At 61.7% G+C, this 25,975-nt stretch carries 26 protein-coding genes, 1 tRNA gene and 2 pseudogenes; 7 read left to right on the top strand and 22 right to left on the bottom strand.

The annotated features are described in order from the left end of the window. Positions 1 to 7: 7 nt before the first annotated feature. On the top strand, positions 8 to 724 hold the full coding sequence (locus tag NKH36_RS07870; RefSeq protein WP_029352369.1) for a Bax inhibitor-1/YccA family protein: 717 nt from the start codon (positions 8 to 10) through the stop codon (positions 722 to 724). A gap of 122 nt (positions 725 to 846) precedes the next feature. Further along, the gene (locus NKH36_RS07865; protein ID WP_352960620.1) at positions 847 to 1,413 is read left to right on the top strand and encodes a DUF2076 domain-containing protein; all 567 of its coding nucleotides are present in this window, start codon (positions 847 to 849) and stop codon (positions 1,411 to 1,413) included. Positions 1,414 to 1,564: 151 nt separating this feature from the next. On the opposite strand, the gene NKH36_RS07860 is transcribed toward NKH36_RS07865, so the two are convergent. Together NKH36_RS07860 and NKH36_RS07855 are read right to left on the bottom strand one after the other, a co-directional pair. Beyond that, entirely contained in the window at positions 1,565 to 2,476 is a 912-nt protein-coding gene (locus tag NKH36_RS07860) for an agmatinase (protein WP_352961011.1), read from the bottom strand. Positions 2,477 to 2,771: 295 nt separating this feature from the next. Continuing rightward, on the bottom strand, positions 2,772 to 3,719 hold the full coding sequence (locus NKH36_RS07855; RefSeq protein ID WP_352960624.1) for a homocysteine S-methyltransferase family protein: 948 nt from the start codon (positions 3,717 to 3,719) through the stop codon (positions 2,772 to 2,774). A gap of 243 nt (positions 3,720 to 3,962) precedes the next feature. Here NKH36_RS07855 and NKH36_RS07850 point away from each other — a divergent pair, with 243 nt between their 5' ends. After that, on the top strand, positions 3,963 to 4,622 hold the full coding sequence (locus NKH36_RS07850; RefSeq protein ID WP_352960626.1) for a TetR/AcrR family transcriptional regulator: 660 nt from the start codon (positions 3,963 to 3,965) through the stop codon (positions 4,620 to 4,622). 17 nt (positions 4,623 to 4,639) lie between these two features. Here the strand turns inward: NKH36_RS07850 and NKH36_RS07845 are convergent. From NKH36_RS07845 to NKH36_RS07805, 9 genes and pseudogenes are all read right to left on the bottom strand, one after another. Beyond that, positions 4,640 to 4,849: pseudogene (locus NKH36_RS07845) on the bottom strand (YbaK/EbsC family protein); the annotation flags it as partial. 45 nt (positions 4,850 to 4,894) lie between these two features. After that, positions 4,895 to 5,026 carry a hypothetical protein gene (locus NKH36_RS07840; protein WP_352960630.1) on the bottom strand — a complete coding sequence of 44 codons (132 nt, stop codon included), beginning with the start codon at positions 5,024 to 5,026 and terminating at the stop codon, positions 4,895 to 4,897. Between the two features lie 15 nt (positions 5,027 to 5,041). Then, positions 5,042 to 5,860 carry an MBL fold metallo-hydrolase gene (locus tag NKH36_RS07835; protein ID WP_352960632.1) on the bottom strand — a complete coding sequence of 273 codons (819 nt, stop codon included), beginning with the start codon at positions 5,858 to 5,860 and terminating at the stop codon, positions 5,042 to 5,044. A 3-nt stretch (positions 5,861 to 5,863) separates the two neighbouring features. Beyond that, positions 5,864 to 6,658: a TatD family hydrolase gene (locus NKH36_RS07830; RefSeq protein ID WP_352960634.1), complete on the bottom strand. Its 795-nt coding sequence runs from the start codon at positions 6,656 to 6,658 to the stop codon at positions 5,864 to 5,866. Beyond that, positions 6,658 to 8,262 (bottom strand): methionine--tRNA ligase, encoded by a 1,605-nt coding sequence (metG, locus tag NKH36_RS07825; RefSeq protein WP_352960670.1) that lies wholly within the window; start codon positions 8,260 to 8,262, stop codon positions 6,658 to 6,660. The genes NKH36_RS07830 and metG overlap by 1 nt, the downstream gene beginning before the upstream one ends. A gap of 30 nt (positions 8,263 to 8,292) precedes the next feature. Further along, a complete protein-coding gene (locus tag NKH36_RS07820) occupies positions 8,293 to 9,348 on the bottom strand; it encodes a DNA polymerase III subunit delta' (protein ID WP_352960636.1) in 1,056 nt (351 codons plus the stop codon). After that, complete coding sequence (gene tmk / locus NKH36_RS07815; protein WP_192356600.1) at positions 9,345 to 10,016, bottom strand: dTMP kinase; 672 nt, start codon at positions 10,014 to 10,016, stop codon at positions 9,345 to 9,347. The genes NKH36_RS07820 and tmk overlap by 4 nt, the downstream gene beginning before the upstream one ends. Positions 10,017 to 10,174: 158 nt before the next feature. Further along, on the bottom strand, positions 10,175 to 11,341 hold the full coding sequence (locus tag NKH36_RS07810; RefSeq protein ID WP_352960638.1) for a D-alanyl-D-alanine carboxypeptidase family protein: 1,167 nt from the start codon (positions 11,339 to 11,341) through the stop codon (positions 10,175 to 10,177). 107 nt (positions 11,342 to 11,448) lie between these two features. Then, positions 11,449 to 12,678: a septal ring lytic transglycosylase RlpA family protein gene (locus tag NKH36_RS07805; RefSeq protein WP_352960640.1), complete on the bottom strand. Its 1,230-nt coding sequence runs from the start codon at positions 12,676 to 12,678 to the stop codon at positions 11,449 to 11,451. 411 nt (positions 12,679 to 13,089) lie between these two features. On the opposite strand from NKH36_RS07805, the gene NKH36_RS07800 reads away from it, so the two are divergent. Then, positions 13,090 to 13,179: transfer RNA gene (locus NKH36_RS07800), tRNA-Ser, on the top strand. 762 nt (positions 13,180 to 13,941) lie between these two features. Beyond that, positions 13,942 to 14,025 (top strand): annotated as a pseudogene (locus NKH36_RS34800) (IS5/IS1182 family transposase); the annotation flags it as partial. A 165-nt stretch (positions 14,026 to 14,190) separates the two neighbouring features. Here the strand turns inward: NKH36_RS34800 and NKH36_RS07795 are convergent. The 4 genes from NKH36_RS07795 to NKH36_RS07780 are packed head-to-tail and all read right to left on the bottom strand — an operon-like array spanning position 14,191 to position 15,388. Further along, entirely contained in the window at positions 14,191 to 14,337 is a 147-nt protein-coding gene (locus NKH36_RS07795) for a hypothetical protein (protein ID WP_352960642.1), read from the bottom strand. 6 nt (positions 14,338 to 14,343) lie between these two features. Next, entirely contained in the window at positions 14,344 to 14,751 is a 408-nt protein-coding gene (locus tag NKH36_RS07790) for a hypothetical protein (RefSeq protein ID WP_352960644.1), read from the bottom strand. Next, a complete protein-coding gene (locus tag NKH36_RS07785) occupies positions 14,727 to 15,041 on the bottom strand; it encodes a hypothetical protein (RefSeq protein WP_352960646.1) in 315 nt (104 codons plus the stop codon). Before NKH36_RS07785 ends, NKH36_RS07790 begins: the two co-directional genes overlap by 25 nt. Further along, positions 15,014 to 15,388 (bottom strand): hypothetical protein, encoded by a 375-nt coding sequence (locus NKH36_RS07780; RefSeq protein WP_352960648.1) that lies wholly within the window; start codon positions 15,386 to 15,388, stop codon positions 15,014 to 15,016. The genes NKH36_RS07785 and NKH36_RS07780 overlap by 28 nt, the downstream gene beginning before the upstream one ends. An 845-nt stretch (positions 15,389 to 16,233) precedes the next feature. Between NKH36_RS07780 and NKH36_RS07775 the strand changes: the two genes are divergently transcribed. Both NKH36_RS07775 and rimO read left to right on the top strand, forming a co-directional pair. Beyond that, positions 16,234 to 16,923 (top strand): TerC family protein, encoded by a 690-nt coding sequence (locus NKH36_RS07775; RefSeq protein WP_352960650.1) that lies wholly within the window; start codon positions 16,234 to 16,236, stop codon positions 16,921 to 16,923. Between the two features lie 183 nt (positions 16,924 to 17,106). Further along, complete coding sequence (rimO, locus tag NKH36_RS07770) at positions 17,107 to 18,420, top strand: 30S ribosomal protein S12 methylthiotransferase RimO (RefSeq protein ID WP_352960652.1); 1,314 nt, start codon at positions 17,107 to 17,109, stop codon at positions 18,418 to 18,420. Between the two features lie 171 nt (positions 18,421 to 18,591). Here the strand turns inward: rimO and NKH36_RS07765 are convergent, their stop codons facing one another. From NKH36_RS07765 to NKH36_RS07735, 7 genes are all read right to left on the bottom strand, one after another. Continuing rightward, positions 18,592 to 19,659: a BMP family ABC transporter substrate-binding protein gene (locus NKH36_RS07765; RefSeq protein WP_352960654.1), complete on the bottom strand. Its 1,068-nt coding sequence runs from the start codon at positions 19,657 to 19,659 to the stop codon at positions 18,592 to 18,594. Positions 19,660 to 19,709: 50 nt separating this feature from the next. Then, complete coding sequence (locus NKH36_RS07760) at positions 19,710 to 20,630, bottom strand: ABC transporter permease (protein WP_029352466.1); 921 nt, start codon at positions 20,628 to 20,630, stop codon at positions 19,710 to 19,712. Further along, the gene (locus NKH36_RS07755; RefSeq protein WP_352960656.1) at positions 20,630 to 21,742 is read right to left on the bottom strand and encodes an ABC transporter permease; all 1,113 of its coding nucleotides are present in this window, start codon (positions 21,740 to 21,742) and stop codon (positions 20,630 to 20,632) included. The genes NKH36_RS07760 and NKH36_RS07755 overlap by 1 nt, the downstream gene beginning before the upstream one ends. Beyond that, entirely contained in the window at positions 21,739 to 23,316 is a 1,578-nt protein-coding gene (locus NKH36_RS07750; protein WP_352960658.1) for an ABC transporter ATP-binding protein, read from the bottom strand. Before NKH36_RS07750 ends, NKH36_RS07755 begins: the two co-directional genes overlap by 4 nt. A 229-nt stretch (positions 23,317 to 23,545) precedes the next feature. Then, positions 23,546 to 24,523: a quinone oxidoreductase family protein gene (locus NKH36_RS07745; protein WP_352960660.1), complete on the bottom strand. Its 978-nt coding sequence runs from the start codon at positions 24,521 to 24,523 to the stop codon at positions 23,546 to 23,548. Between the two features lie 18 nt (positions 24,524 to 24,541). After that, on the bottom strand, positions 24,542 to 25,321 hold the full coding sequence (pcsA, locus tag NKH36_RS07740) for a phosphatidylcholine synthase (protein ID WP_473594253.1): 780 nt from the start codon (positions 25,319 to 25,321) through the stop codon (positions 24,542 to 24,544). A gap of 35 nt (positions 25,322 to 25,356) precedes the next feature. Then, positions 25,357 to 25,971: a DUF1326 domain-containing protein gene (locus tag NKH36_RS07735; protein WP_352960664.1), complete on the bottom strand. Its 615-nt coding sequence runs from the start codon at positions 25,969 to 25,971 to the stop codon at positions 25,357 to 25,359. Positions 25,972 to 25,975: the final 4 nt, after the last annotated feature.

The following is a 25,975-nucleotide window of genomic DNA, read 5'->3' as shown; positions in this document are numbered from 1 at the left end:
AACCGGCATGAACACCCCCAATCTAGGATACCGCACCGGCGTCGGAGCCCAAACCGGCGCCGTCTATGACGAAGGCCTGCGCCAGCACATGCTGCGCGTCTACAACTACATGGGCGTTGGCCTCGTCGTTACCGGCGTGATCGCCTTCGTGGTGGCTTCCACGCCAGCCCTCTACGTGCCGATCTTTTCCAGCCCGTTGAAGTGGGTGGTGATGCTGGCACCGCTCGCCTTCGTGCTGCTGTTCTCGTTCCGGATACAGACGATGTCGGCGGCCGGCGCTCAGGCGATGTTCTGGGCATTCTGTGCGGTCATGGGCCTGTCTCTGGCGTCCGTGTTCCTGGTCTTCACCGGGACCAGCATCGCGCGCACCTTCTTCATCGCCGCCACGATGTTCGGCGCGACCAGCCTTTACGGCTACACGACCAAACGCGACCTGACCCAGTTCTCGTCCTTCCTGATCATGGGCCTGATCGGCGTAGTGATTGCCAGCATCGTCAACATCTTCCTCGGCTCGACTGCGCTCCAGTTCGCCATCTCGGTGATCGGCATCGCCGTCTTTATCGGTCTCACCGCCTGGGATACGCAGACGATCAAGGAGCAGTTTGCGGAAAACTTCGGCGCGGAATCGCAGCAGAAGCTCGCCGTCTTCGGTGCATTCTCGCTCTATCTGAACTTCATCAACATCTTTCAGCTGCTGCTGAACTTCACCGGCGAGCGCGAATAACCGGTCAAATCAATGCATGTCGCGGCAGCGGTTTGGAGCAGCGGCATGCATAAAACAGAGACTTAAAGCGCGTCGCGAAAAATCTTGGACGCGGCGCGCCTGGATAACCGGAGTTGCTTCCCATGGACAGGAACGACCAGCAGGCGATCGGGACTCTTTTCGAGAAACTTGAGAATGTCGAGCGGCAGGCGCCGCCGCGCGATGCCGAAGCGGAACGCTTCATCAACGATCAGATTGCCCGGCAGCCCGGCGCGCCATACTACATGGCGCAGACGATCGTTGTGCAGGAGCAGGCTCTGAACGCGGCGCAGTCCCGCATCGAAGAACTGGAACAACAGGCACAGCAGTCTACCGGCGGCGGATTGCTTGGCGGCCTCTTTGGCGGCAGCGGCGCCAGGCGCTCGGGTTCGGTCCCGCGGGTCGGGCGTAGCACTGCCGCTGCGCCGCAGGAACCGCTTTCGGGCAATGATCGGCAGAGGGCAGGCGGCGGTTTCCTCGCCGGAGCCGCGCAGACTGCGATGGGCGTGGCCGGGGGCGTGCTTCTCGGCAACGCCATCGCCGGCATGTTTGGCGGAAGCGAAGCGCAGGCAACCGAGCCGGCGGCATCACAGCCAGACGAAGCCGATGCCGACCAGGCAGGCGACGCCGGCTCCGATGGCGGCGCCGACTTTGGCGATATTGAATTTTGACACGAGCGCGGAGGGCGGTCTGACGGGGTATAGGCCGCCCGGCCTATCCGGTAAGCTGGCCAGGATTGCGGTGGCGAGCCTTCCTTGCGCCGACAGAAGCGCCCGACCCGCGTCAGCTGGATTGGGTTGCGCAGACGGTCGGGGCGATGTTTCAACCCTGCCGAACGATGGTGCCGATCACATTGACGAGAAGGCGCGCGGCGGTCAGGGCCGACAAGACGTCAATATCGGCCGGAGGATAGAGCTCGACAAGGTCGAATCCGGCGATCCTGGCCCGCTTGCCGAGGCCCGCGATCAGATCAATCACCTGCGTGTAGGTGAGGCCGCCGGGCGTACGCGCCGCCACACCCGGCATGATGCCGGGATCGAGGCCGTCGCAGTCGAGGGTGACGACGACCCGCGCTCCTTCCGGAATATGCCGGAGAGCGGCTTCGACACCGTGGGCGTGAACTTCGCGAGCGGTCACGAAGCGGCTGCCATAGTGCCGCGCCGCTTCGATTTCGCTGAGGCGTGCGCTGCCGACGCCACGGGTGCCGACCTGCACGATGCCGGCGACATGCGGCATCTCGCTCGCCCGGCGCATCGGGTTGGAATAGCCGTAGCGTTCGCCGTGCAACTCGTCGCGCCAGTCGATGTGAGCGTCGATCTGCAGAATCCAGACCGGCCCGTGATCCGCAAAGCCGGCGAGGAAGGGAATGGGCACAGAATCGTCGCCGCCGAGCAGGATCGGTACGGCCGGCAATGCCAGGATCTCGCGCGTCTTCGCCTCAATCCGGGCTCGGTTGCCGGGATTGTCATGCATGGCGGTCGGGATGTCGCCGTCGTCGATGCAGCAGATCGGCTTGCCGTCGAACAGCGGGCCGCCGAGATCGAAATCCCAGTGCTCGACGAGCTCGGCATCGACCTGGCTCGCAGCGCGGATGGCATCGGCTGCCAAGGCATAGCCGCTGCTGTCCTTGCCGGGATAGGTGCTGCCGTGACCGGCTCCGAAGATCACCGCACGGGGCATGTGGCCATTGGCGAGGCGATCGGGAAAGCCGAGGAAAGGAGGCGAAGGGGTCATCTCTGGATGGGCTTGATGATGGTTCAGCTGAAATTTCGGTATTGAGGGGTGCAGGATCGGGTCGCTTGCGGTAGGGGCGAAATCCTACGCTAAGCCAATCGACGCAAAAATCAGAGAGGCTTTCGTCGGTTCACGCGGAGATTTCCACCCCATCTGAAAGTCGCATAAGATAGATTATGGAACTGAGATGCATTTTTATTGCGTTGCTTTTCGGCCCAACCGCAGTTCCTTGTTTCCCTTGGAACCAGCGGAACTGCGGTCGGTAGCGTTTCGTCTCCTGGGACGCACACAGGTCCTACGCCGCCTGCGGCACGCAGGCCTCACAGATCGCCGCGATGTGCCGGTGGTCGGTGCCGCAGCAGCCGCCCAGGATGCGCATCGTCGGAAACGAAGCTGTCAGCCTGCTGTAGCGCCGCCCGAGATCGTCCGGATCGCCCGCGTCGAGCGTTTCCGATTCGTCCAGTTCGGCATGGCTTTTGGCCGAAGCATTCGCCTTCACTCCATAGACGCGGTCTAGCCAGCGCTCGCCCTTTTTCAGCGCCTGGATAAAATGCGTCGGATGGGCGCAGTTGATCATATAGTAAGCCGGCGCACCGTCTGTCGCGTCGTCGACCCTGTCGATCGCCTCGCCGAGGGCCATGCCGGTCACCAGCTTTCCGTCCGTCTCCACGGTGAACGAGATCATGCAGGGCATGGCATGCGCTTTGGCCGCCCGCGCCACGCCGATTGCCTCTTTGAAATTGGTGAGCGTATAGGCCGCCACCATATCGGCTTCGGTCCGCGCGAAACTCTCGATCTGCGCCGCGTGATAGGCTTCTGCCTCGTTGGCGTCCATCTTGCCGGCTTTGTAGCCGTCGCCGCGCGGTCCGATCGCGCCGCTGATGACGCAGGGCGTTTCGGCGGTCTCGAACTCCTTGCGCAGGTCGAGAAGAAGCTCGATCGAGGCCTCGTTGACGGCGCGTAGCGCTTCCGGCCCGTAGCCGAGCAAGGTTCCCCAATCTGGGTTTGCTCGCCACGTCGGCGTGTCGAGGATGAAGCCGGTCCCGCTTCTGCGCGCAATGGTCAGATAACGGACGTAATATTCCCTCAGCTTCTGCCGGCCTTCAGGCGTTGCCATCAGCGTGAACGAAGCAAAGTGCGGAAGGTCGAGGCCTTCGTGAAAGATGAGAGTCGTTTCCATGCCGCCATCGCTCAGGAATGTTCTGTTGGCGAGTTGCGGCAGATTCTGGCGGTACTTGGCCATGTGTGTCTCCAGTGGTAAGATGACACCGTGTCGCCCTGGTGGCGGCCGGTTCGGAATAGCCAAGTTTTAGCAGCACGTGCCGCCGGTGCGGTAGAAGGCTTGTGGTCCGGTACTCCACCGAAGCGGAACCCGCAGCAGTTACAGAGGGATAGCCGCGCTGGGCCGCTCGTATTGCTATCGGTGCCGACGTTGGCGTGTGTGAAAACCATACCGCCGGTACAGTAAATTTGAGGGCATTCGGTCATGCGCAAGGGTGCGGAAACGCGCGAACGCATTCTGGAGATCGCCGAGGCCTCGGTGCTCGCCAAGGGGTTCGGCGCGACTTCCATCGAGGAGGTGATCGCCGAAGCCGGCATCACCAAGAGCGGCTTCTTCTATCATTTCAAGGACAAGAACGAACTCGCCCGCGCCTTGATGCTGCGCTACGTCGAGGAGAACGACCGCATCTTCGATGATGTGTTTCACCGCGGCCGGCAATTGTCCGATGATCCGTTGCAGTCGTTCCTGATCACGCTCAAGCTGCTTGCCGAGCTGATGGGTGACCTGCCGAACGGCCACCCCGGCTGTCTGATCGCGACGTTCACCTATCAGGAGCGCCTCTTCGACCGCACCGTTCGCGACATCGCCGCCGACGCCGTCCGCTCTTGGAACGGGCGGTTTCGCGATGCGCTGAACGAGATCGCGGCCGTTTATCCTGTTCGCAAAGGCATGGACCTCGACGACGTGGCCATCATGTTCTCCTGTGTGGTCGACGGCGGTATCATCATGTCGCGGGGGCTCGGCGATCCCCGTGTCCTCGAACGCCAGATCCTCGCCTTCCGCAGCTTCGTAAAGATGTTGTTCGCGCCGGCTGCATCCGACATCATGCTGCCGTCCGCGCCCGCCGCCATCGCTGCCGAATAAGGCCTGGCCCGTTCGATTCAGGCGCTCAGCGCCGCTACGACAGCCTGCGCTGCCTTGACTATTGCGTTTGGCTCGGCGGCAAACACGGCGTCGTGGGCGCCGGCCGCTGCCCATACGCGATCGAAACTGAGCAGCGTTTCGTCGGCGAACGCCGGGATCGCAATCAGATGACCGATCGGCGCCACGCCGCCGATGGCAAAGCCGGTCTCGTCGCGGATCTGCCGCGGGGTCGGCGCGCTCCAGCGGCTCGCCGGTCAGTGCGGCAGCCTTGGCTAGATCCAGCTGATTGGAGCCGGAAACCAGGAGAGAAACAGCTTTCCGCTGGTTTCCCCCTGGAACACCAAAACGATGTCGAGGCCGGCATCGGCCGCTGCCTTGGTCACACGATCAATGCTGCCAGCCATGAAGAACCGAACCTATCATGATGGTTCAAAAGGGATTTCTATCATCATGCCATCATAGGCCGGCTCGACATCGGCCGGCGTCTCGGCTATCACCGTGGCATAGTCGAGCGGCACATGCATGTGCGTCAGAACGGCCTTTTTCGGCGCCAGTTTTTCGATCCAGCCGAGTGCCTGGCCGAGCGACAGATGGCTCGGATGCGTCCTGTATTGCAGCGCGTCGATGACCAGCACGTCCAAATCCCGCAGCCGTTCGGCGGTGGCGTCCGGGAAATCACTGACATCGGGGCAATAGGCGAGCCCGCCTATGCGAAAACCAAGCGATATGATGTCGCCGTGGATCTGCGGCAGCGGCTCGAGGGTGAGGGCACCCCCCTCGCCTTCGATTACGACCGGTCTGGCGTGGTCGATGATATGCGGCTCGACGATGGGCGGATAGGAACTGCCCAGCGGTGTTTCGAAACAGTAGCCGAAAGCTTCCCTTAACCGCAGCATGGTGGGCTGGTCGGCGTGGATATCGATCAGATGACGCTGCTCGAGCACAAAGCCACGCAAATCGTCGATGCCGTGGATATGGTCGGCATGCGGATGCGTATAGACGACCGCATCGATACGCCTGACCGATGCCAGCAGCATCTGCTCGCGGAAATCCGGCCCGGTGTCGATGACGACTGTGGTTCTGTCACCGTTCGCCGCGATCCGCTCGACGAGCGCTGCGGTGCGCATGCGCCGGTTCCTCGGATTGGCTGGGTCGCAATTGCCCCAGTCCCCAGTGATGCGCGGCGTGCCCGGCGATGAGCCGCAGCCGAGAATGGTGAGGCGCAGCCGGTCGCTCATGCGTCAGGAGCTCAGCGGGTTTGGGCGCGGCATCTTGCTGAACAGCCGGAAGAAATTGTCGGTGGTGATAGCGGCGATTTCGGCCTCGCTGACGCCGATCGTTTCGGCCAGCACCTTGGCCGTATGCGCGACATAGGCAGGCTCGTTGCGCTTGCCGCGAAAGGGTATCGGCGTAAGATATGGCGCGTCGGTTTCGACCAGCAGTCGGTCGTGTGGCACGTCGGCAGCGATGGCGCGCAGCTCGGCCGAATTCTTGAAGGTCAGGATGCCGGAAAAGGAAACGTACCCGCCGAGCGCCACGCCGACTTCGGCTAGTCTACGCCCGGACGAAAAACAGTGCAGGATGAAGGGGAAGGCGCCCTTCCCTGTTTCGTCCTCGAGGATATCAGCCATGTCGCTGTCGGCATCGCGCGCATGGATGACCAGCGGCAGGCCCGTTTGACGCGCGGCGGCGATATGGATGCGAAAGCCCTGCGCCTGCGCATCGCGCGGCGCATGATCGTAGAAATAGTCGAGCCCGGCCTCGCCGATCGCCACCACTTTGCGATGAGCGGACAGCCGGACAAGCTCCTCGACAGTCACGTCCAGCTCCTCGGCGGCATTGTGCGGATGGGTACCGACCGAGCAATAGACTTCGTCGAAAGATTCAGCGATCTCAAGAACTTGTTGGAACCGCTTCACACGCGTCGAGATCGTCACCATGCGACCGATTCCAGCGGCCAAGGCGCGGGCGACGACGGCCGCCCGCTCCTCTGCGAAATCCGGAAAGTCGAGATGGCAGTGACTGTCGACCAACATCAGATGTTCGCGTCCGACTGCTCGACGTAGCGTGGAAACACGCCCTCTGGCGCGGGCAAAGCAACCCCTGATACCAGCGCATAGTCCGCGTGGACATGCGTGAAATCGCGGCCGTCCGCCGGTACGGCCAGCAGGTCGAGCAGCTTAGCGGCCGATCCCGGAATGAAGGGCTGGCACAGCAGCGCCACGCGTCGGACGACTTCCGCGGTCGTCCACAGCACCGTTTCCATGCGCGCCGGATCGGTCTTTCCGAGCGCCCAGGGTTCCTGCGAGGCGAAGTAGCGATCGGCCTCCGCCACAACGCCGAAGATCGCCGCCAGCGCTAGGTGGATGCCCTGCTCCGCCATCACCTTGCGTGCAGTAGCAAGCGCCTCCACCGCCTGGTCGAGGATCGCCCTGTCGGCCTCCGCCAGATCGCTGCGTTTCGGCACTATGCCGCCGCAGTTCTTGGCGATCATCGACAGAGAGCGTTGCGCCAAATTGCCAAGGCCGTTGGCGAGGTCGGCATTGGTGCGGTTGACGATGGCATCGTGACTGTAGCTGCCGTCCTGGCCGAACGGCACTTCGCGCATGAAGAAATAGCGTACCTGATCTAGACCGTAATGCTCGATCATCGCAAACGGATCGACGACATTGCCGACCGACTTCGACATCTTCTCGCCGCGGTTGAATAGAAAGCCATGCGCGAATACGCGCTTCGGCAGTTCGATCCCTGCCGACAGCAGGAAGGCCGGCCAGTAGACGGCATGGAAGCGGACGATGTCCTTGCCGATGACGTGGACGTTCGCCGGCCAGAAGGACCATCTGTCATCGGCCGCATCCGGATAACCGGCAGCCGTGATGTAGTTGGTCAGCGCATCGACCCAGACGTACATCACATGCTTGTCGTCGCCCGGCACCGGCACGCCCCATTTGAACGTGGTGCGCGAGATCGACAGATCCTTCAGCCCGGATTTGACGAAGCTGATGATTTCGTTGCGCCGCTCCGCCGGTCCGACAAATTCGGGACTGTTCTCGTAGAGCGCGAGCAACCTGTCCTGATAGGCGGAAAGGCGGAAGAAATAGCTCTCTTCCTCGGTCCATTCGACGGGCGAGCCGAGCGGTTCGCGGCGTACGCCGTCGTCGCCGACCTTGGTTTCGGCCTCGTCGAAATAGGCTTCCTGCCGCACCGAATACCAGCCGCTATAGCGGTCGAGGTAAATGTCGCCATTTTCCGCCATGCGCGTCCAGATTGCCTGGCAGGCCTTGTAGTGGCGCTCCTCGGTGGTGCGGATGAAGACGTCGTTAGAGCAGCCGGTCGCTTCGAGCATCGAGCGGAAGATCGCCGAATTGCGATCGGCAAGCGCTTTCGGCGTCAGGCCTTCGGCGTCCGCCGTCTGCTGCATCTTCAAGCCGTGCTCGTCGGTTCCCGAGACGAAGAAGACGTCCTTGCCATCGAGCCGCTGGAAGCGGGCCAGCGTGTCGCTGGCGATGACATTGTAGGCATGACCGATATGCGGCTTGCCGTTCGGATAGAAAATCGGCGTCGTGAGGTAGTATTTTTCGCGTGCCATGGATGAGCCGTCATGAATGTCTGAATGAAAGATGTCGGTGAGATATCGCATCGAAACGGCGATTGCCATCCCGATGGGCCGTCACATTCGCATTGCAGAATTCAGGCGGTCGATCATGGTCAAGGCATGCTGCTTCTTGTCGAGATTGTAGGTGTCGGTTTCAGATATAGCGTTCAAAGCCTCGTGCCAAGTATCCGACAGCGTTTTGGCCCGCGCCAGATCGCCCGCCAGCGCGGCCTGGCTTGCACCGGTCGAGAGCAGGTCGAGCGCACGGCGATTGAAGATATCGAACTGGATCGCCTGGTCGCGCCCGGCGACGGCCTCCGCGAGGCGATAGGCGCCGGCAACATCGCTCTTTCCCGCCGTCGCCAGGGCGTCGAGCGTCTCGGCGATTTCCAGCCCGCCATACTGGGTCAACAGGATTGCGGTGCGCGCGCTGCCCGCTGCCCGCTTGGCCAGTGCTGCGCGCGCCGCGGGATCGTCCGGTGGCGGTGGTTCGACGCTCTCCAGAACCGTCATCAGGCTCTCGGAATCGAGCGGCGTCAGCCGCACCATCTGGCAGCGCGAGCGGATCGTCGGCAGCAGGCTGCCCGGCGCATGGACGATGAGGATGAACAGTGTGCGTGCCGGTGGTTCTTCAAGATTCTTCAACAAGGCGTTGGCCGCATTGGTATTCATGTCATCGGCCGGATCGACGATCACCACCCGGTAGCTGCCGTCATGCGAGGTCAGCGACAGGAAGCGGCTGACCTTGCGGATCTCGTCAACGGTCACGACCGTCTTGAAGCTCTTCGTCTTGTCGTTCGGCGGGCGGGTCAGATGCAGCACCGAAGGATGTGCGCCGGTGGCGATCTGGCGAAACAGCGATGACGCCGGATCAGGAACGGCGAGAACGGCCGGCGCCTGTTCGAATGCGGGATGCTTCAGCAGATGATGCGCCAGATGGAAGGCGAGCGTCGCCTTGCCGATGCCAACCGGCCCGACAAAGATCAGTGCATGCGGCAGCTTCCCGGAACGATAGGCTGACGCCAGCATGTTCGCCGCTTGGCCATGCCCGACCAGACGCGGGGTCTCGGACGGCTCCGGTACGCCGTCGAGCGTGTCGTGCTGTTCTGGCGCGATCCGTTCGAAAATCATCCCGGCGCCTGCTTCCTGTGCGCCGGCGTCATTGTCTCCAGCGCCGCGAACACGGCAGCGGTGACGACATTCTCCACGGTGTCGGGGTCGGCGGAGGCGTCAACGACAATGCAGCGCTCGGGCTCCGCCGCGGCGATCGCCAGAAAAGCTTCGCGGCGGCGCTGATGGATATCAAGCGTTTCCTTTTCGAAGCGGTCGGCGCCGGCATCAGTGCCCCGCCGTGCCGTGGCGCGCCGCAGTCCTTCGGCCGGGTCGATATCGAAGATCAGCGTCATGTCGGGCACCATGCCGTTGATGGCGACCTTTTCCAGCGCGCCCATGAACACCGGGTCGAGGCCGCCGGTGACGCCCTGGTAGACCCGCGAGGAGTCCATGAAGCGATCACAAAGCACGATCGAGCCGCGTTCGACCGCCGGCCGGATGACCTGCTCGACATGGTCGGAACGCGCAGCGGCGAAAAGCAGCGCCTCCATCCTGGGGCCGAATGGCTCGGCAGCGCCTGAAAGCAGCACATGCCTCACCGCCTCCGCGCCCGGCGAGCCGCCCGGCTCACGCGTGACAAGGACATCGTATTTCTTGGCACGCATCTTACTGGCCAGCCGTTCGATCTGCGTCGACTTGCCTGCCCCTTCTCCCCCTTCGAAGGTGATGAAAAATCCGTATGCCAAAGCCCTTATCCATGCTGCGGGACCGTAATAGTCCTGACTTGAGAAAAGGTCCACGCCGTGGTGCCACAGCGCGTCGCGTCTGAAGATATCCTACGCGCTCTAGACCCTTTTCACGCATGTCGTTACCCAAAACCGCCGCGCACTTTGGGCGACATGCATTAACGCAGCCAGCCGACGGCCAGTTCCTTGGCGGCATCGAGCGCGCGTTGCGGCAGCGAGCCGACGCCAACCGATTCGGCAGCGAAAAGCGGCGTCTCCTGGCTCAGCGTATCACCGATCCAGACCCGCAGCGCACCCACTGGTTGTCCCTCCTCCACGGGGGCTGCAACCGGCCCGTCATAGACGATCTTGGCGGTCAGCTTGTCGCGGTTGGCGATGGGCAGGAAGATGACCACGGGCGCTTTTGCCTTCAGCGCCACACCGGATTTCGCACCGCCGAAAACCTGCGCCTCGCCGACCACCTCGTCCTTGGCGAAAATCTCGGTCTTCTGGAAGGAACGAAGGCCCCAGTCGAGCAGCTTTCGCGCTTCGTCGGCGCGCTCGCGGTCGCTTGCCAGGCCGCTCATCGCCGCAATGACCCGCCTGCCACTGTGGCTGATCGACCCGACGACGCCAAACCCGGATGCCTCGCTCCTGCCGATCGCCAGGCCGTCGGCACCGATATCCATCGCCAGCAGCGGGTTGCGGTTTCTCTGGGTGATCTTGTTCCAGGTGAAATCCTTCTGGCCGTAATAGCGATAGAGGTCCGGATACGAGCGCCAGATATGCAGGGCCAGAAGCGCAAGCTCTCGAACCGTCGTCTGCTGGCCGTCGGCCGGCAGACCGGTTGAATTGACGAATGTCGATTTCTCGAGGCCAATCTGCCTTGCGCGCTCGGTCATCTCAGTCGCGAAATTCGCCTCCGATCCTGCAAAACCTTCGGCGATGATGATGCAGCCGTCATTGGCCGCCTGAACCGTCACGCCCTGGATCAGGTCTTCAAGCCGGATCGTTGACTTCAGCTTGGCGAACATTGTCGACGTTCCGGATGGCGCCCCGCCCGTGCGCCATGCGTTCTCACTCACCACGAACGTATCGTCGAGCGTCACGCGCCCGGATTTGATGGCGTTGAACACCACCTCCATCGTCATCAGCTTGGCCAGCGAGGCCGGCTGAATCGGCCTGTCGGCATCCTTGGAAAACAACACCGTTCCGGTTTCGGCATCGATCATGAATGCCTGCGCGGCCTTGATCTCGAAAAGCTGCGCCGCGGCCGGAGCCAGCGAAAGCAGCAGGAGGCCAAAACCCAGAAGCCCGGCGAGAGGCGCGGCGAAGCGAAATTTCATGAGAAGTTCGACCTGTCAGCCGGTATTTCTGGGCAAGCTCTATCAGGCTTTGTCCTGGCCGATCAACCGCGCGATGGACAACTGGGCAAAACTTCAGGTTTTGCCGGTCAGTTCCGAACCACGAGCGCGTCCGGTGCGCCATGCGACCATGCCGCCTGCAGCATCTCATCCAGGCTGCCATGGCCGTCCGGATAGAGATTGACCGAATACCAGTCCTTGCCCTCGAATTCGGAGCGCTGGATTTCGGTCTTGCCGAAGCCGGAAAGCTGGGCTGCCACACGCTGCGCCTCGGCGGCATCCTCGAACGAGCCCGCCGCGATATAGTCCGTGGGCGAAGCGGCCGAAGGAACTTGCCGCTTCCACGATTGAAGGATTTCGGCGGGCGACATGCCGGCATCATCCAGCGCGGCAAAGACATTGGAGGCGCGCTGCACGCGTTCGTTCGCGTAAGACAGCGTCGCTACGTTGAATGGCGATTGCGGCGGCAGACCGATCTGCGGGCGTTCCGGCACGATCGGCCCGAAATCGGGCAGCGTCACACTGCCAGCGGCCGGCGTCTGCGCCGCCGCGACAGGCTGTGCTGATGCGGAATTCGTCAACTGACCGGGAAAGGGAGCGGCAGCGGCCAACGCCGTGCTCGGCGACGGTCCGTTCATGGCGATCATGACACCGGTGGGCAGGCCGTCCGACGGATCCGGCGCCCTGTTGCCGGGATGGTAAGAGGCCATCAGGTACCGGTCGTCATTGCCGTCAAGCGGCGCCCGGCCGACATATTCGACCTTCACCTTGGCCGTGCCGATATTGGCATAGTCGAGCATTTCGGCGGCGCGCTTCGACACATCGATGATGCGCCCGTCATGGTAAGGGCCGCGATCGTTGACGCGCACGATGACCGAGCTGCCGGTCTTCAGATTGGTGACGCGCGCATAGCTCGGCAGCGGCATTGTCGGATGCGCGCCGGTCAAATGTGTCATGTCGTAGACTTCGCCGTTGGCGGTCAGCCTGCCGTGGAAGGCTTCGCCATACCAGGAGGCGAGACCCATCTTGGCATAGCGCTTGTCTTCCTTCGGATAATACCACTTGCCGCGCACCTGATAGGGCTTGCCGAGCTGGTCGCGTCCGCCGCCACGCTGCAGGCCCGACATTTTGAAGGTGACGCGCGGGCTGGCCTTCACGCCGTATTCGGATTCGGAAAAATATTCCTTGGAGCGGGGTTTCTTGTTGACCATCGCCTTCGGCTGTGGCGGCGCGGCGCAAGCCGCCAGCAAGGCAGCCGACAAGGCAAACAACGCGAAAGCGGAAGCGCGACGAAGACGCGGGCGCGCCGTGCTTTGCATTTTTCGATTGTCCCCTCTCAACAAAGGCACCGCAACTTGACCGTCGGCAGGGCCAAAACCCACTCGACAAATGCCTGCGCCACCTTGATTCGCAATCCCTTGTGCACAGGAATTGTTTATCACCGTATTAACCGATTGTGGTCGGAACCGGGCGAGATTGTGGCACAAACCGTCGCGGCGATCGCTGTGAAAAATCACCCGCTTTTCGACCCTCGGCGCTCGCTGTTCGCCTTGCTTCAGTCTCGCCGTCAAGCGTCGATGCCCTGACGCTGGCACGAACGGGCCGCGGCCGGTTGACAGGACTTCGCTAGGCGCACTAGAGCATTGAGGCGCGGACGATCTCTAGGCGCAAGCAGCGTCTACCGGTACGAGTTGGAGATCAGGACGAGCATCCAAGTGGTTGAACACGATGGAGGGATGGCCGAGCGGTTTAAGGCACCGGTCTTGAAAACCGGCGTGGGTGCAAGCCCACCGTGGGTTCGAATCCCACTCCCTCCGCCAGATGCCATTGATATTGCTGGATGATCTACAATAACAGCATACCTACGTGCAATTCCGCGCACGGGTTGCTTTCGCTTCTGAACCTGCCCCTATAAGCTTGGGAACAAGAGCGGTGCCCAGTGCTCTCGGCCGTGCAACTAATCCGGCTTCGTCGCCTCCAGATATGACGCCGCCAACCACAGCGCCTTCGTCATGTCCCCGATGATCATACATTCGCGCATTGGGATCGAATGTGTCCCCGCGGCCGTGGTGATAGCCGGAGTGAGCGCGAATTTCTGGAGGCAGTCCGGTCGTCGCTCAAAGGGCACAGAGAAAGCGCACTAGTTTGGCGGCGTTACGAGGCGAATAGTTCTAGTCCCGCTTTGGCACAGCCGGATTGGCATCTTAATTGCCCATTGAGTCTCGCCAGAGTGTAGCCACAGCGCTGGCGAAGGAGATGGAAATGGGTTTAGCCGAAGACTTATGTGATGTTGTCTTCACATTCGACTGTCCGGATTGCTCGCATCCGGCGGTAAGGAAGGGCTCTGCGTTGAGAACGATCGCGCACTTCAGATGCGACGGGTGCAACGCCAAGGTGCGGATCACGTATCCGCAGAAGCTAGCGATCTTCGAAAAGCACAAGCTATTGGCCGCGCAAGGGCGTTGCAATAACTCAACCCTGCTTTGCGGTTAAGAGCCTGTTTTGAAAGTCGCTCACCATGCCCATCACCCATTTTCGGTCATAGCTCATGTCTGACAGATCGAGTGCTTTGGTTCCGTGCCGTCGAACGCTTTTTTGCATGGATTGACCGTAATCGCAGACTGGCAAAGGACTTTAAAGCAACCATCAATTCCGACGCAACTTTCGGAGCGCATGATCTCGGGACCTGGCGATCTTCGCCGATGCCATCGGCCTGTTCATCGGCAGCCCAAGCGAACTCGACGGAGGAATCCTGCTCGACGCGGTCCGGGTCGCGCTGCTTGCAGCCGTGCTCGAGACCACGGTCGCCATGGCTCGTGAAGCGAGTGGCGTCAGGTCCGCGGCTCGCTGACGCTGAGATAATTCGGCAGCGCCGAGTAGAGGGCGATCGATAGCGTGAGGCTGCTCGCCGCAGGCGGGATCGAAAAGCTGGCGGCCATCGGTGCCGGTTTGCCGGGTTCCGTCGCCGCGAATGCCATGCCGCCTCACAGGGAGCGCTGCTGGGCCTTCGAATATTGCTTCCTGACCGCCGGATCGGCAAATAGGGTTGGCCGCCATTCGCGACCGCTGCCATCGGAAAGCCGCACCTCGCATGGAACGGAGCCGAGCGCTTTCGGGTCAGCAGCGAGAGCTTCGAATTCGGCAAGGACGACGGCGCTTCCCGCGCTGCCTGCGAGTCTGGTGAGGCGCGTCACGGTCCAGCTAGCGCCGGCATAATCGATCGGTTGCCCCAAGGTCGCAGATACCGGCTGACGCAAATGTTGGGAGCGCCAGCCATTGATGCTTCCCCACGTTTGCGCGGCTAGCGCGGCAGGCAGTGCGACCACCAGCGCCATCATGCTCAGCCAGTAGCCTCGCCGCGTTGACGTCACCTTTGCGGGAGAACTGTCCATGGCGGCCTTTCTTCGTTGCGGCGGATGGTGATCGCGGGCTCGATGTCTTTGCCGGAAACGTCGGTGGCGATGCGGACCTCGTCGTCGAGCGGCAGCAATTTTGTGCGTGCGACCACGACGGTCCCGCCAGCGACAGCATCCTCCGGCACTTCGAACACCAGGAGGATACGGCGTGGCAGGCCGGGCTGGTAGACATCGCCCGGCATCATTTCGATCGTCGCCGGCACGCGGTCGGTCAGGACATGACGGACCCCGCTGCGGCTCAGCCACTCGCCCGATGTGAGACCCAAGGTTTCGAATTTCGCCAGGCCATCGTCGTGCGTTCCGGCATATTGGGGTTGAAATATCCTGCCAGAGACTTGTCGCGATCCAGATAAACCGTTGGCATCGGCAGCTTTTGCCCCGGCGCCCTGAGCGTGACGACGCCATAGAGCACGTTGTTTGGAGTGGCGGAACGGTTCACCACATCCAGATCCACCATCATAAGCTGCACGGGCCGCGATGGCGGAACGCCTGTCGGCGGCACCGTTCCGACACGTGCCCTTCGCAAGGTTACAAACCAGCGACCGGTATCGATCTGCGGGCCTGCTTGCACGACAGGCACCTTTGGCGGATGGGCAGCTTCGTAGAGCGTCATCGAAAACGAGATTGCCGATGGGGCCAGCCCGCCCAGGCCAGCGATCAAAAAAGCATACAGTCTTTGCCGAACTGTCGTTCGTGTCGGTTCCGTCATGCGCGGTGCGGTATGCGATGGTCCTCAGGCCAGCCCTATACGATGCGGGTGCTATGCCGTCGGACAATAATTGTTACATCGCTTAAACAGCAGCGCCGGCACCTTAAGGTGGTTCAGTGCAGGGACAGCCAGCCGCGCAATCGGACTTTGGTGGCTCGCCGAGTCAGTTCAATATTCGCTGCTGGCGCTAGGAGCGGCATTAGTCCCGATGGCCCGCCCAAACCATTCGGAAAGAGGCGCCGGGCTCGGCTCGGCGCCCCCTCACCTCTTCACTTATCCGACCACACCGCGAGCTCGTAGCCCATCGAGTGCGGCCGGAGGACCGAACTCGCGGTACTCCCCGATCGCCCCGGAAAGGACGGGTTTGTTGTCGTCAGACGTCACGAGCCTCTCCCGTGAGGGAACATTTTCGCAGGCATCGTACTCTTCGGTCCCGAAACTATTGCGGTGGCGGCGCGCTTCAACCCTATCCTTCGCTCTTCAACCCTCGTTTAGGCCTGCACTGTGAGCGGGCGGTCTAGCTAATGGTGCCATGGGTCGTGATCCTTTTCGGACCGATTCCGGTTTTCCGGGTCATGCGCCAACATGTCTCGATCATCGCAGCTTTCACCGGCTCTCGGCGATTTCCACCGCGATCAGGCGGTTTGCCGGCCTTGTTCTCAAGCCGTCTCTTGACGCGCGGGAACCATACACGTTACGCGTCCGAATACTCGACGCCGACGGTCGGCAAACAAGCAAGGAACTTCCCGTTGGAGGAAATTTTTACCGCCGCAGGCTTCTCCGCCCTGCTCCAGGTCATCGCCATCGACCTTGTGCTTGCCGGCGACAATGCCATCGTCATCGGCCTTGCCGCGGCAGGCCTGCCTTCGGACCAGCGTAAGAAGGCGATTCTCGTCGGCATTGCAGCGGCCACCGTGCTTCGCATCTTCTTCGCTCTGATCACCCAGTGGCTCCTCACCATCGGCCCCATTCTTCTCATAGCCGGCGGCCTGCTGCTGCTTTGGGTGTGCTGGAAGATGTGGCGCGAACTCCGTGTCAGCCACGAGCAGGAACATGACGCGACAGAATCGCTGTCGAATGTCGATTACGACAAAAGCGGGACGATTGGCGGCAAGGGACCGCGCAAGACCTTCGCTCAGGCAGCCTGGCAGATCGTCATTGCCGACGTTTCGATGTCTCTCGATAACGTCCTTGCAGTCGCAGGCGCGGCGATGGACCATCCGACGGTCCTGATCATCGGCTTGGCGCTGTCGATCGCGCTGATGGGCTTCGCCGCTTCGTTTGTCGCACGCCTCCTGCATAAGTACCGCTGGATTGCCTATATCGGCCTGGTGATCATTCTCTACGTCGCCGTGAAGATGCTTCTGGATGGTGCCGTACAGCAGTTCCCCGAACAGTTTGCGTTCCTGGCGCCCTGGTTCGGACCGGGCGGTCATTGAACCTGACCCTTGGCAGTGCAGGCCCGCCGAGCGGCACTAAGCCATTCCTCGGTTTGCTTGATTGCGGAACTATGCTATTGCGCCGTGCAATTGAGCTTCTGCGAAAGTTCAAAAGATCAACATGTATCGAGACTTCCGGGCCGGGCCTTAGGGTTTCCGGCCCGCGTCCATTGGAAACCGCACATGTCTGCCCCTCGCGTCAGTTTCGTCAGCCTTGGATGCCCGAAAGCCCTCGTGGATTCAGAGCGCATCATCACGCGCCTTCGCGCCGAAGGCTACGAGATCGCGCGCAAGCATGACGGCGCCGATCTGGTCGTCGTCAACACCTGCGGCTTCCTCGATTCGGCTCGCGATGAATCGCTCAATGCCATCGGCTCCGCCCTTTCGGAGAACGGCAGGGTCATCGTCACCGGTTGCCTCGGCGCCGAACCGGACGTCATCCGCGAAAAACATCCCAACGTTCTCGCCATCACCGGTCCGCAGGCCTACGAGAGCGTGATGGCTGCGGTGCATGAGGCCGCGCCCCCGAGCCACGATCCCTATGTCGACCTGTTGCCGCCGCAAGGCGTCAAGCTCACGCCGCGCCACTATGCCTATCTCAAGATTTCGGAAGGCTGCAACAACCGCTGCACCTTCTGTATCATCCCGGCGCTGCGCGGCGACCTCGTCTCGCGGCCGGCGGCCGACGTTTTGCGCGAAGCCGAGAAACTGGCCAAGGCCGGCGTCAAGGAAATCCTGGTCATTTCGCAGGACACCAGCGCCTACGGCATCGACATCAAATACCAGACCAGCATGTTCGGCGATCGCGAAGTGCGGGCGAAATTCCTCGATCTGTCGGAGGAACTCGGCAAGCTCGGCGTTTGGGTACGCATGCACTATGTCTACCCCTACCCGCATGTCGCCGATGTCATCCCGCTGATGGCCGAAGGAAAGATCCTTCCCTATCTGGACATCCCGTTCCAGCACGCCTCGCCGCAGGTGCTGAAGAACATGCGCCGGCCCGCCCATGGCGAAAAGACGCTCGACCGCATTCGCGGCTGGCGCGAAATCTGTCCGGATCTGGCGATCCGCTCCACCTTCATCGTCGGCTTCCCCGGCGAGACAGACGATGATTTCGAGATGCTGCTCGACTGGCTGGACGAAGCCAAGATCGATCGCGCCGGCTGTTTCAAATACGAGCCGGTCAGGGGCGCCCGCTCCAATGATCTCGGCCTCGAACAGGTACCGCAGGAGATCAAGGAAGCGCGCTGGCACCGCTTCATGCAGCGCCAGCAGAAGATCTCGGCGACGCAGCTCGCAAGGAAGGTCGGCAAGCGCCTGCCCGTCCTGATCGACGAGGCGCATGGTACCTCGGCGAGGGGCCGCACCAAATACGACGCACCCGAAATCGACGGCTCGGTGCATATCGAGTCGCGGCGCCCGTTGCGCGCCGGCGACATCGTCACCGTCAAGATCGACCGTGCCGACGCCTACGATCTCTACGGCTCGGCGGTCTGATCGTATCTCGCTCTACCGCACCACGCGTCATTTTAGACGCGCAAAGAACGCTGTAGCACTTTGATTTTGCGCATGAGTCTTTCCGAAATCGATCCCGATTTCGGGGTCATGCGCTAAGCGAAAAGGGCGCCATGCGGCGCCCTTCCCTCTCATGATTGGCCCCGTCTGCGCTTACTGCGGCAGCTTGTCGTCGACGCCCTTGACGTAGAAGTTCATGCCGAGCAGCGTAGCGTCGTCGGCGACCTCGCCTTCCTTCAGCCATGGCGTGCCGTCCTGCTTGGCAATCGGCCCGGTGAACGGGTTCCATCCTTCGACGATCTTCTTCTCGGTGGCTTCCGCCATCGCCTTCACGTCATCGGGCATGTTGGTGTAAGGGGCCATCTTAACGGCGCCGTCCTTGATGCCCAGCCAGACATTGCCAGGCTTCCAGGTGCCGTCGAGCGCAGCCTTCACCCGGCTGACATAGTACGGCCCCCAATCGTCGACGATCGAGGTCAATTGCGCCTTGGGAGCGAACTTGATCATGTCCGAAGACTGGCCGAAGCCCTGCAGTCCGCGCTCTTCGGCGACTTGCAGAGGAGCGGTCGAGTCGGTGTGCTGGACGATGATGTCGGCACCCTGGTCGAACAGAGCCTTGGCGGCATCGGCTTCCTTGCCCGGGTCGAACCATGAATTGACCCAGACGATCTTCGCCTTGAAATCTGGCTTGATCGACTGGGCGCCGAGCATGAAGGAATTGATGCCCATCACCACTTCGGGAATCGGGAACGAAACGATGTAGCCGGCGACGCCCGACTTCGATTGCTTGGCGGCGATCTGGCCGAGGATGTAGCGGCCTTCGTAGAAACGTGCGTTGTAGATGCCGAGATTTTCGGCCGTCTTGTAGCCGGTCGCGTGTTCGAACATCACGTCGGGGAACTTCTTGGCGACCTTCACTTCGGGATCCATGAAGCCGAAGGACGTGCCGAAAATGATCTTGCATCCTTCGCGCGCCAGGCGCTCGAAGGCACGATCGGCATCGGGACCCTCGGAGACGTTCTCCAGATAAGCGGTCTCGACCTTGTCGCCGAGTGCCTTCTCTACATCCAGGCGGCCCTGGTCATGCTGGTACGAATAGCCGAAATCGCCGATCGGGCCGGTATAGACCCAACAGGCTTTCAGCTTTTCCTGCGCTTCGGCGGTCGCCGCCGCCGACAATGCTGCCGCCGTAGCTACCAGCGCAATAAGCAGTTTTTTCATCGTGTTACCTCTCTGAGTTAAGCCTTGGAGCTTCCCGTTTGTTTTTATTGTCAACGATCCGGAACGAATGGCTGCCCCAAGGAAGCCGGTGTGTTCATCATCGTCAAACGCTTGTTGCGCGAGATTAGAACGAGAACCACGATGGTTGCCAGATAGGGCAATGAAGAAAGCAGTTGCGAGGGAACCGGAATACCAAAAGCCTGTGCATGAAGCTGGCCGATCCATACCGCGCCGAAGATATAGGCGCCAGCCAGCACCCGCCATGGCCGCCACGACGCGAACACGACCAGCGCCAGCGCGATCCAGCCCCGCCCGGCGGTCATGTTCTCCACCCATTGCGGCGTGTACACCAGCGACAGGTGGCCCCCGGCAAGGCCTGCACAGGCGCCGCCGAAAATCACTGCCAGGTAGCGGTAGCGGATGACCTGGATGCCAAGGGCATGGGCCGATGTGTGGCTGTCGCCGATCGAGCGCAGCGTGAGCCCGGTGCGGGTTTTGAACAGGAACCACATGACAGCGGCGGTCAATGCGATCGAGATGTAGAAGATCGGGTCCTGGCCGAACAACAACCTGCCGATGACGGGGATCGCTGTCAGGCCGGGAATGTCGAGGTTTGGCAGCCTCGCGCCGGGCTGGCCGACAAAGCTGGTGCCCATCATGCCGGAAAGTCCGAGGCCGAGCAACGTCAGCGACAGGCCGGTCGCCACCTGGTTGGTGGCCAGCGACAGCGTCATGACGGCGAAGAGCAGCGAAAACACCGCACCCAAGGCGATCGCCGCCAACAACCCGATCCACGGCGATCCGGTGAGATAGCCGGCGCCGAAACCGCCGACCGCCCCCATGATCATCATGCCTTCGACACCGAGATTGAGCACGCCGGAACGTTCGACCACCAGCTCGCCGATCGCCGCGATCAGCAACGGCGTCGCCGCGGTTGCGATGGTCAAAAGAATGTTGACGGTGATGTCCATCAGCGGGCCTCCTCCAGCTTCGGCGCGGATTCAAGCTTCGGCGCGGCAAAGCCGATCAGACGAATGCGGTAGTGAATGAGCGTGTCGCAGCCGAGCACGAAGAACAGGAGCATGCCCTGGAACACGCGCGCCACCTTGTCGGAGATGCCGAGCGCGCTTTGCACCGCTTCGCCGCCGAGATAGGTCAGCGCCAGCACCAGGCCCGCAGCGACGATGCCGAGCGGATTGAGCCGGCCGAGGAACGCCACGATGATGGCGGCAAAGCCGTAGCCGGGCGAGATCACCGGCTGCAGCTGGCCGATGGCTCCGGAGACTTCCGAGATGCCGGCAAGCCCGGCCAGTGCACCCGACAGCATGAAGGCGAAGAACACCATCCGGTTGATACCGAAGCCGGCGAAGCGCCCTGCCCTGGGGCTTGAGCCGAGCACGCGAACCTCAAAACCTTTCAGCATGCGGCTCATCAGGACCCAGACCAGCACCGCCGCGACCAGCGCGAAGACGAAACCCCAATTGGCACGGCCGGAAGCCGGCATCAGTTCCGGCAATATGGCCGAATCGTTGAACTGTATCGTCTGCGGGAAATTGAAACCCTTCGGATCGCGCCACGGCCCACGCACCAGCCAGTCGAGGAACAGCTGCGCGACATAGACCAGCATCAGGCTGGTCAGGATCTCGTTGGTGTTGAAGCGCGTCTTGAGCACGGCGGGAATGGTGGCATAGGCGGCACCGCCGACCATGCCGAACAGCAGCATCAGCGGCAGCACCAGCGGCCCTTCAAACTGCGGAAACAGCACCGGAATGCTCGAGCCGACGATGCCGCCCAGGATGAATTGGCCTTCCGCGCCGATGTTCCAGATGTTGGCCCTGTAGCAAACCGACAGGCCGACCCCGATCAAGATGAGCGGTGCCGCCTTGATCGCCAGCTCATGCAGCTGCCAGACCTGACTGACCGGCTCGAGGAAGTAAATTTGGAACGCCTTCAAAGGATTGACGCCAAGCAGTGCGAACAGGATGGCGCCGGCAACGATCGTCAGCGCAAAGGCAATGAAGGGGGACAGCGCCGAAAACAGCATTGAGCGCTGTGGCCGTTTGACGAGTTCGAGGCGCATCATGACGTCTCCAGAGCGTGTTCGGCGTGGCCGGGCTCGGCCCCGCCCATCAGCAGTCCGATCTTTTCGAATGTGGCCTCAGCGATTGGCAAAGGCTTCGATAATTCGCCATTGTGCATCACCGCGATGGCGTCGGATATCTCGAACAATTCGTCGAGATCCTGACTGATGACCAGCACTGCGGAGCCGCTGCGCGCCAATTCGATCAGCGTCTGGCGAATGTGGGCGGCCGCACCGGCGTCGACGCCCCATGTCGGCTGATTGACGACCATGACGCTTGGCCTACGGTCGAGTTCGCGGCCAACAATGAACTTCTGCAGATTGCCGCCTGAAAGCGCTGCCGCCTCCGGGTCCGGGGCGCTCTTGCGCACATCCATCGACTTGATGATGCGCTGGGCAGCGGCATAGATCGCATCGCTTTTGACCATTCCGCCGGCGCCGACAAACACCTTGCGGTCGGTGGCATGGCGCGACAGAAGCAGGTTTTCCGAAAGCTTCATGCGGGGTGCTGCACCGTGGCCGAGCCGCTCTTCCGGCACGAAGGCAGCGCCCATCAGCCGCCTGCCGGTGATGCTGAGGCCGCCGGCATCCTTGCCGCGGATGCGCACCGATGCGGCATCCTGCTGCGGCACCTCGCCGGAAACGGATTCGAAGAACTCGCCCTGGCCGTTGCCGGCAACGCCTGCAATGCCGATCACTTCGCCGGCGCGTACCGTCAGGTTGATATTCCTGAGCGGGATCGAGAACGGCGTTGCCGGCCTGCGGCTGAGTGCGCGGATTTCAAGCAGCGGCTGCGCGGTCTCGATACCCAGGGCAGGTTCGCGCACCACCGCCTGAACGTCGTTGCCGACCATCATGCGTGCCAGCGATGCCGCGGTTTCCTTGCGCGGGTTGCAATGGCCAACCACCTTGCCGTGGCGCAGCACGGTAGCGCGGTCACAGATGCGCTTGACCTCTTCCAGGCGGTGCGAAATGTAGAGGATGGACTTGCCTTCCGAGCGCAACCGTTCGAGCGTCTCGAACAGCTTGTCGGCTTCCTGCGGCGTCAGCACCGAAGTCGGCTCGTCGAGAATGATGAGCTGCGGCGTCTGTAGAAGGCAGCGGATAATCTCTATACGCTGGCGCTCACCGACCGACAGGTCGCCGACCAGCGATTGCGGGTCGAGCGGCAAGCCGTAGCTGTAGGAAAGCGCCCTCGCCTTCGCGGCAATCGTGCTGATCGGCGAACCGTCGTCGAGCGACAGCGCGATGTTCTCGGCCGCCGTCAGTGCCTCGAACAGCGAAAAATGCTGGAACACCATGCCGATGCCGAGCTTCTTCGCAAAGCCGGGATTAGTGATCGTGACCGCCTGACCGTTCCAGAAAATCTCGCCCGAATTGGGCTCCAGTGTTCCGAACAGCATTTTAACGAGCGTCGACTTGCCGGCGCCGTTCTCACCGAGCAACGCGTGGATTTCGCCTTTTGCGACGTTGAGATCGATATAGTCGCAGGCTGTCAGCGTGCCGAACGTCTTGGTGAGGCCACGGACCTCAAGCAGGTTTGCGTCGTCCTGATTTGCACTCACAGTGCCTCCCATCTGGTTTGCCAGATTATATTCTGTGTTCCCGCAGGCATCGTATGCGCGGCCTGCTGTCATCGCAAAGCGGCACCCGTCTTGAAAGAGCTTCAAGAATTTCAGCGGAAACCTAACGCATCGGCCCGAAAATCGAAATCGATTTTCGGAAAGCACGATGCGTAGATTCAAAATGTTAGAGCGTACTTTTGTGCGTCCAGTGGACGCACGTCGCTCTAAGGGATAGCAAGGCTCAGGGGATAAGAATGGTTGTCCCGGTCGTCCTGCGGCCTTCAAGGTCGGAATGCGCCTTGCCGGCGTCCTCGAGCGCGTAACGCTGATTGATCTTGATCTCGACCGCGCCGCTGAGCACGATTTCGAACAGCGCGGCGGCGGACGCCTCCAGGTCTTCGCGCTTGGCGTTGTAGACAAACAGCGTCGGACGGGTTGCGAACAGCGAACCTTTCTGCGCCAGCAACGACATGCTGAACGGCGGGACCGGCCCCGACGATTGACCGAAGCTGGCGAACATGCCGAGCGGCTTCAGGCAGTCGAGCGAGGCCGGAAAGGTGTCGTTGCCTACCGAATCATAGACGACGTCGCATTTCATGCCGCCGGTGATGGCGAGGACGCCGGCGACGAAATCCTGCTCGCGGTAGTTGATGACATGGTCGAAGCCATGCGCCTTGGCGAGTTCGATCTTGTCGGTGGAGCTGGCGGTGCCGATCACGGTTGCGCCAAGGTGCTTGGCCCATTGGCCCAGGATCAGTCCGACGCCCCCGGCCGCCGCATGAAACAGGATCGTGTCGCCCGCCTTGACCTTGAAGGTACGGCGCAGCAGATACTCCGCCGTCATCCCTTTCAGCATCATGGCGGCCGCCTGCTCGTCGCTGATGCCGTCCGGCACCCTCACCACGCGATCGGCGGCGATCACGCGCTGCTCGGCATAGGCGCCAGTCGTCACGGCGTAGGCGATGCGATCGCCCGGCTTCAGCCAGTCGATATCCGCGCCCACTTCCAACACCACCCCGGCCGCCTCGCTGCCGGGTATCAGCGGGAAACCGCCCGGCGGCGGATAAAGGCCGGAGCGATGATAGACGTCGATGAAATTGAGGCCGATCGCCGTGTGCTTGACCAGGATTTGTCCCGAGCCGGGTTGGCCCGGATCGGCGTCCTCATAGGTCAGAACCTCCGGACCGCCATTGGCGTGGATACGGATCGCTTTGGACATTTTCTGGCTCTCTTGGGATCAAGCTTTATTGTCGTCCGGCTTGGCGCCGAGCGTTGGAAAGAGCTGCATGATACCGCCGATGCACGCGAGGTAAAGTCCGGTGACCGTGATGCCGATCTTGGTGAAGACACTGACCTGCTCACCCAAGACACCGATCTGGTCGTAGAAGGCGGCAAGAGCTGCCTGCGCCAGCGCCAGCGCTCCGAAAGCGCACCATAGCAGCGTCATGCCAAGGTTGATCGGGCGCAGCCGCACCACCCGCACCGGGTGGATGAAATTGATCGGCACGAAGGTCAGAATGCCGGCCACCACGACCACGGCGAAGGAAACCCATTGTCCGGGATCAATCACGAACAGCGTGAACACCACCATGTTCCAGACCACCGGAAACCCCTTGAAGAAATTTTCCTTGGTCTTCATGCCGGTATCGGCATAGTAGATCGCGCTCGACACCACGATGATTGCCGCCGACAGGAACGACAGGCCCTCGCCCATGAAGCCGCGCTGGTAAAGCGCGAAGGCCGGTATCAGCACGTAAGTTACGTAGTCGATGATGTTGTCGAGGAGTTCGCCCGACCATGTCGGCAGGATTTCCTTGACCTCGAGTTTCCTGGCGATCGGCCCGTCGATACCGTCGACGAACAGCGCCAGCCCCAGCCACCAGAACATCGCCGTCCAGCGCTGCTCGCTCGCAGCTACCAGCGACAGAAATGCCAGGAACGAGCCCGACGCGGTTAGCAGATGGACCGAAAACGCGCGCGCCTGCGGCCATGTGACTTTCTTCTTTGGCCTCGGAATCCTGTCAGTGATTTTCCTGGCCGTTGTTTTTTTGCTCACGGGCCCCGCCAGTCCAGCTTGCAGATTTCGGCCGAGCGGCCGGCAAAATTCCAGTTGCGGCCGAAGGCACGCATCTTGCTCTTGTCGGACCTGGCGACGATGATTTCCGGTGCGATCCAGTACTCCGAATTGCTGATCACCGTATCCTTGTCGCGGTCCTTGCCGGGGATCGGCGTCACCGCTCCGTCGATGATTTTCGGTATCTGGAAGATCCGCGTCCTGTCACGTGTCTCATAGGTGATCGGAGCTTGCTCGACGCCGAGGAACTTTCCGACCAGGATGGAGAGCAGCGAGGTGGTTCCGCCAGCCTTGCCGGTGAAAATCTTGGTCAGCGCCCTTACCGCGTAGACTGAGGCGCGCTTGTCGATGAACAGTCCGGCGGTCCAGTTGCCGCGGCTCATATAGCCGGGGATTTCCATGACCAGCCCAAGGTTGAGGCCGGACAGGTCGACCTCGCCGAAATGGCCGGCATCGATGCGGAATCCCGCCCAGGTCTGACAATAGCCCTCGGTCGGCGGATGACTGCCGAGAGACAGCACGCAAGGGCAAAAAACCGTGCAATTGCAGGAGAGCACCAGCTCTCCCTTCATTGCCCAGCCTTGATCTGCCATCGAA

Source organism: Mesorhizobium sp. M1312 (assembly GCF_040318115.1).
Taxonomy (GTDB): domain Bacteria; phylum Pseudomonadota; class Alphaproteobacteria; order Rhizobiales; family Rhizobiaceae; genus Mesorhizobium.
The sequence above is the reverse complement of the archived record's forward strand: the minus strand, read 5'-3'. Positions and strand labels throughout refer to the sequence as shown.

Coding starts and splice junctions, on each gene's coding strand:
- NKH36_RS07870 (WP_029352369.1), top strand. CDS start 8: ATGAACACCCCCAATCTAGGATACCGCACCGGCGTCGGAGCCCAAACC.
- NKH36_RS07865 (WP_352960620.1), top strand. CDS start 847: ATGGACAGGAACGACCAGCAGGCGATCGGGACTCTTTTCGAGAAACTT.
- NKH36_RS07860 (WP_352961011.1), bottom strand. CDS start 2,476: ATGACCCCTTCGCCTCCTTTCCTCGGCTTTCCCGATCGCCTCGCCAAT.
- NKH36_RS07855 (WP_352960624.1), bottom strand. CDS start 3,719: ATGGCCAAGTACCGCCAGAATCTGCCGCAACTCGCCAACAGAACATTC.
- NKH36_RS07850 (WP_352960626.1), top strand. CDS start 3,963: ATGCGCAAGGGTGCGGAAACGCGCGAACGCATTCTGGAGATCGCCGAG.
- NKH36_RS07840 (WP_352960630.1), bottom strand. CDS start 5,026: ATGGCTGGCAGCATTGATCGTGTGACCAAGGCAGCGGCCGATGCCGGC.
- NKH36_RS07835 (WP_352960632.1), bottom strand. CDS start 5,860: ATGAGCGACCGGCTGCGCCTCACCATTCTCGGCTGCGGCTCATCGCCG.
- NKH36_RS07830 (WP_352960634.1), bottom strand. CDS start 6,658: ATGTTGGTCGACAGTCACTGCCATCTCGACTTTCCGGATTTCGCAGAG.
- metG (WP_352960670.1), bottom strand. CDS start 8,262: ATGCGATATCTCACCGACATCTTTCATTCAGACATTCATGACGGCTCA.
- NKH36_RS07820 (WP_352960636.1), bottom strand. CDS start 9,348: ATGATTTTCGAACGGATCGCGCCAGAACAGCACGACACGCTCGACGGC.
- NKH36_RS07810 (WP_352960638.1), bottom strand. CDS start 11,341: ATGAAATTTCGCTTCGCCGCGCCTCTCGCCGGGCTTCTGGGTTTTGGC.
- NKH36_RS07805 (WP_352960640.1), bottom strand. CDS start 12,678: ATGCAAAGCACGGCGCGCCCGCGTCTTCGTCGCGCTTCCGCTTTCGCG.
- NKH36_RS07795 (WP_352960642.1), bottom strand. CDS start 14,337: ATGGCATTCGCGGCGACGGAACCCGGCAAACCGGCACCGATGGCCGCC.
- NKH36_RS07790 (WP_352960644.1), bottom strand. CDS start 14,751: ATGGACAGTTCTCCCGCAAAGGTGACGTCAACGCGGCGAGGCTACTGG.
- NKH36_RS07780 (WP_352960648.1), bottom strand. CDS start 15,388: ATGACGCTCTACGAAGCTGCCCATCCGCCAAAGGTGCCTGTCGTGCAA.
- rimO (WP_352960652.1), top strand. CDS start 17,107: ATGTCTGCCCCTCGCGTCAGTTTCGTCAGCCTTGGATGCCCGAAAGCC.
- NKH36_RS07765 (WP_352960654.1), bottom strand. CDS start 19,659: ATGAAAAAACTGCTTATTGCGCTGGTAGCTACGGCGGCAGCATTGTCG.
- NKH36_RS07760 (WP_029352466.1), bottom strand. CDS start 20,630: ATGGACATCACCGTCAACATTCTTTTGACCATCGCAACCGCGGCGACG.
- NKH36_RS07755 (WP_352960656.1), bottom strand. CDS start 21,742: ATGATGCGCCTCGAACTCGTCAAACGGCCACAGCGCTCAATGCTGTTT.
- NKH36_RS07750 (WP_352960658.1), bottom strand. CDS start 23,316: ATGGGAGGCACTGTGAGTGCAAATCAGGACGACGCAAACCTGCTTGAG.
- NKH36_RS07745 (WP_352960660.1), bottom strand. CDS start 24,523: ATGTCCAAAGCGATCCGTATCCACGCCAATGGCGGTCCGGAGGTTCTG.
- NKH36_RS07735 (WP_352960664.1), bottom strand. CDS start 25,971: ATGGCAGATCAAGGCTGGGCAATGAAGGGAGAGCTGGTGCTCTCCTGC.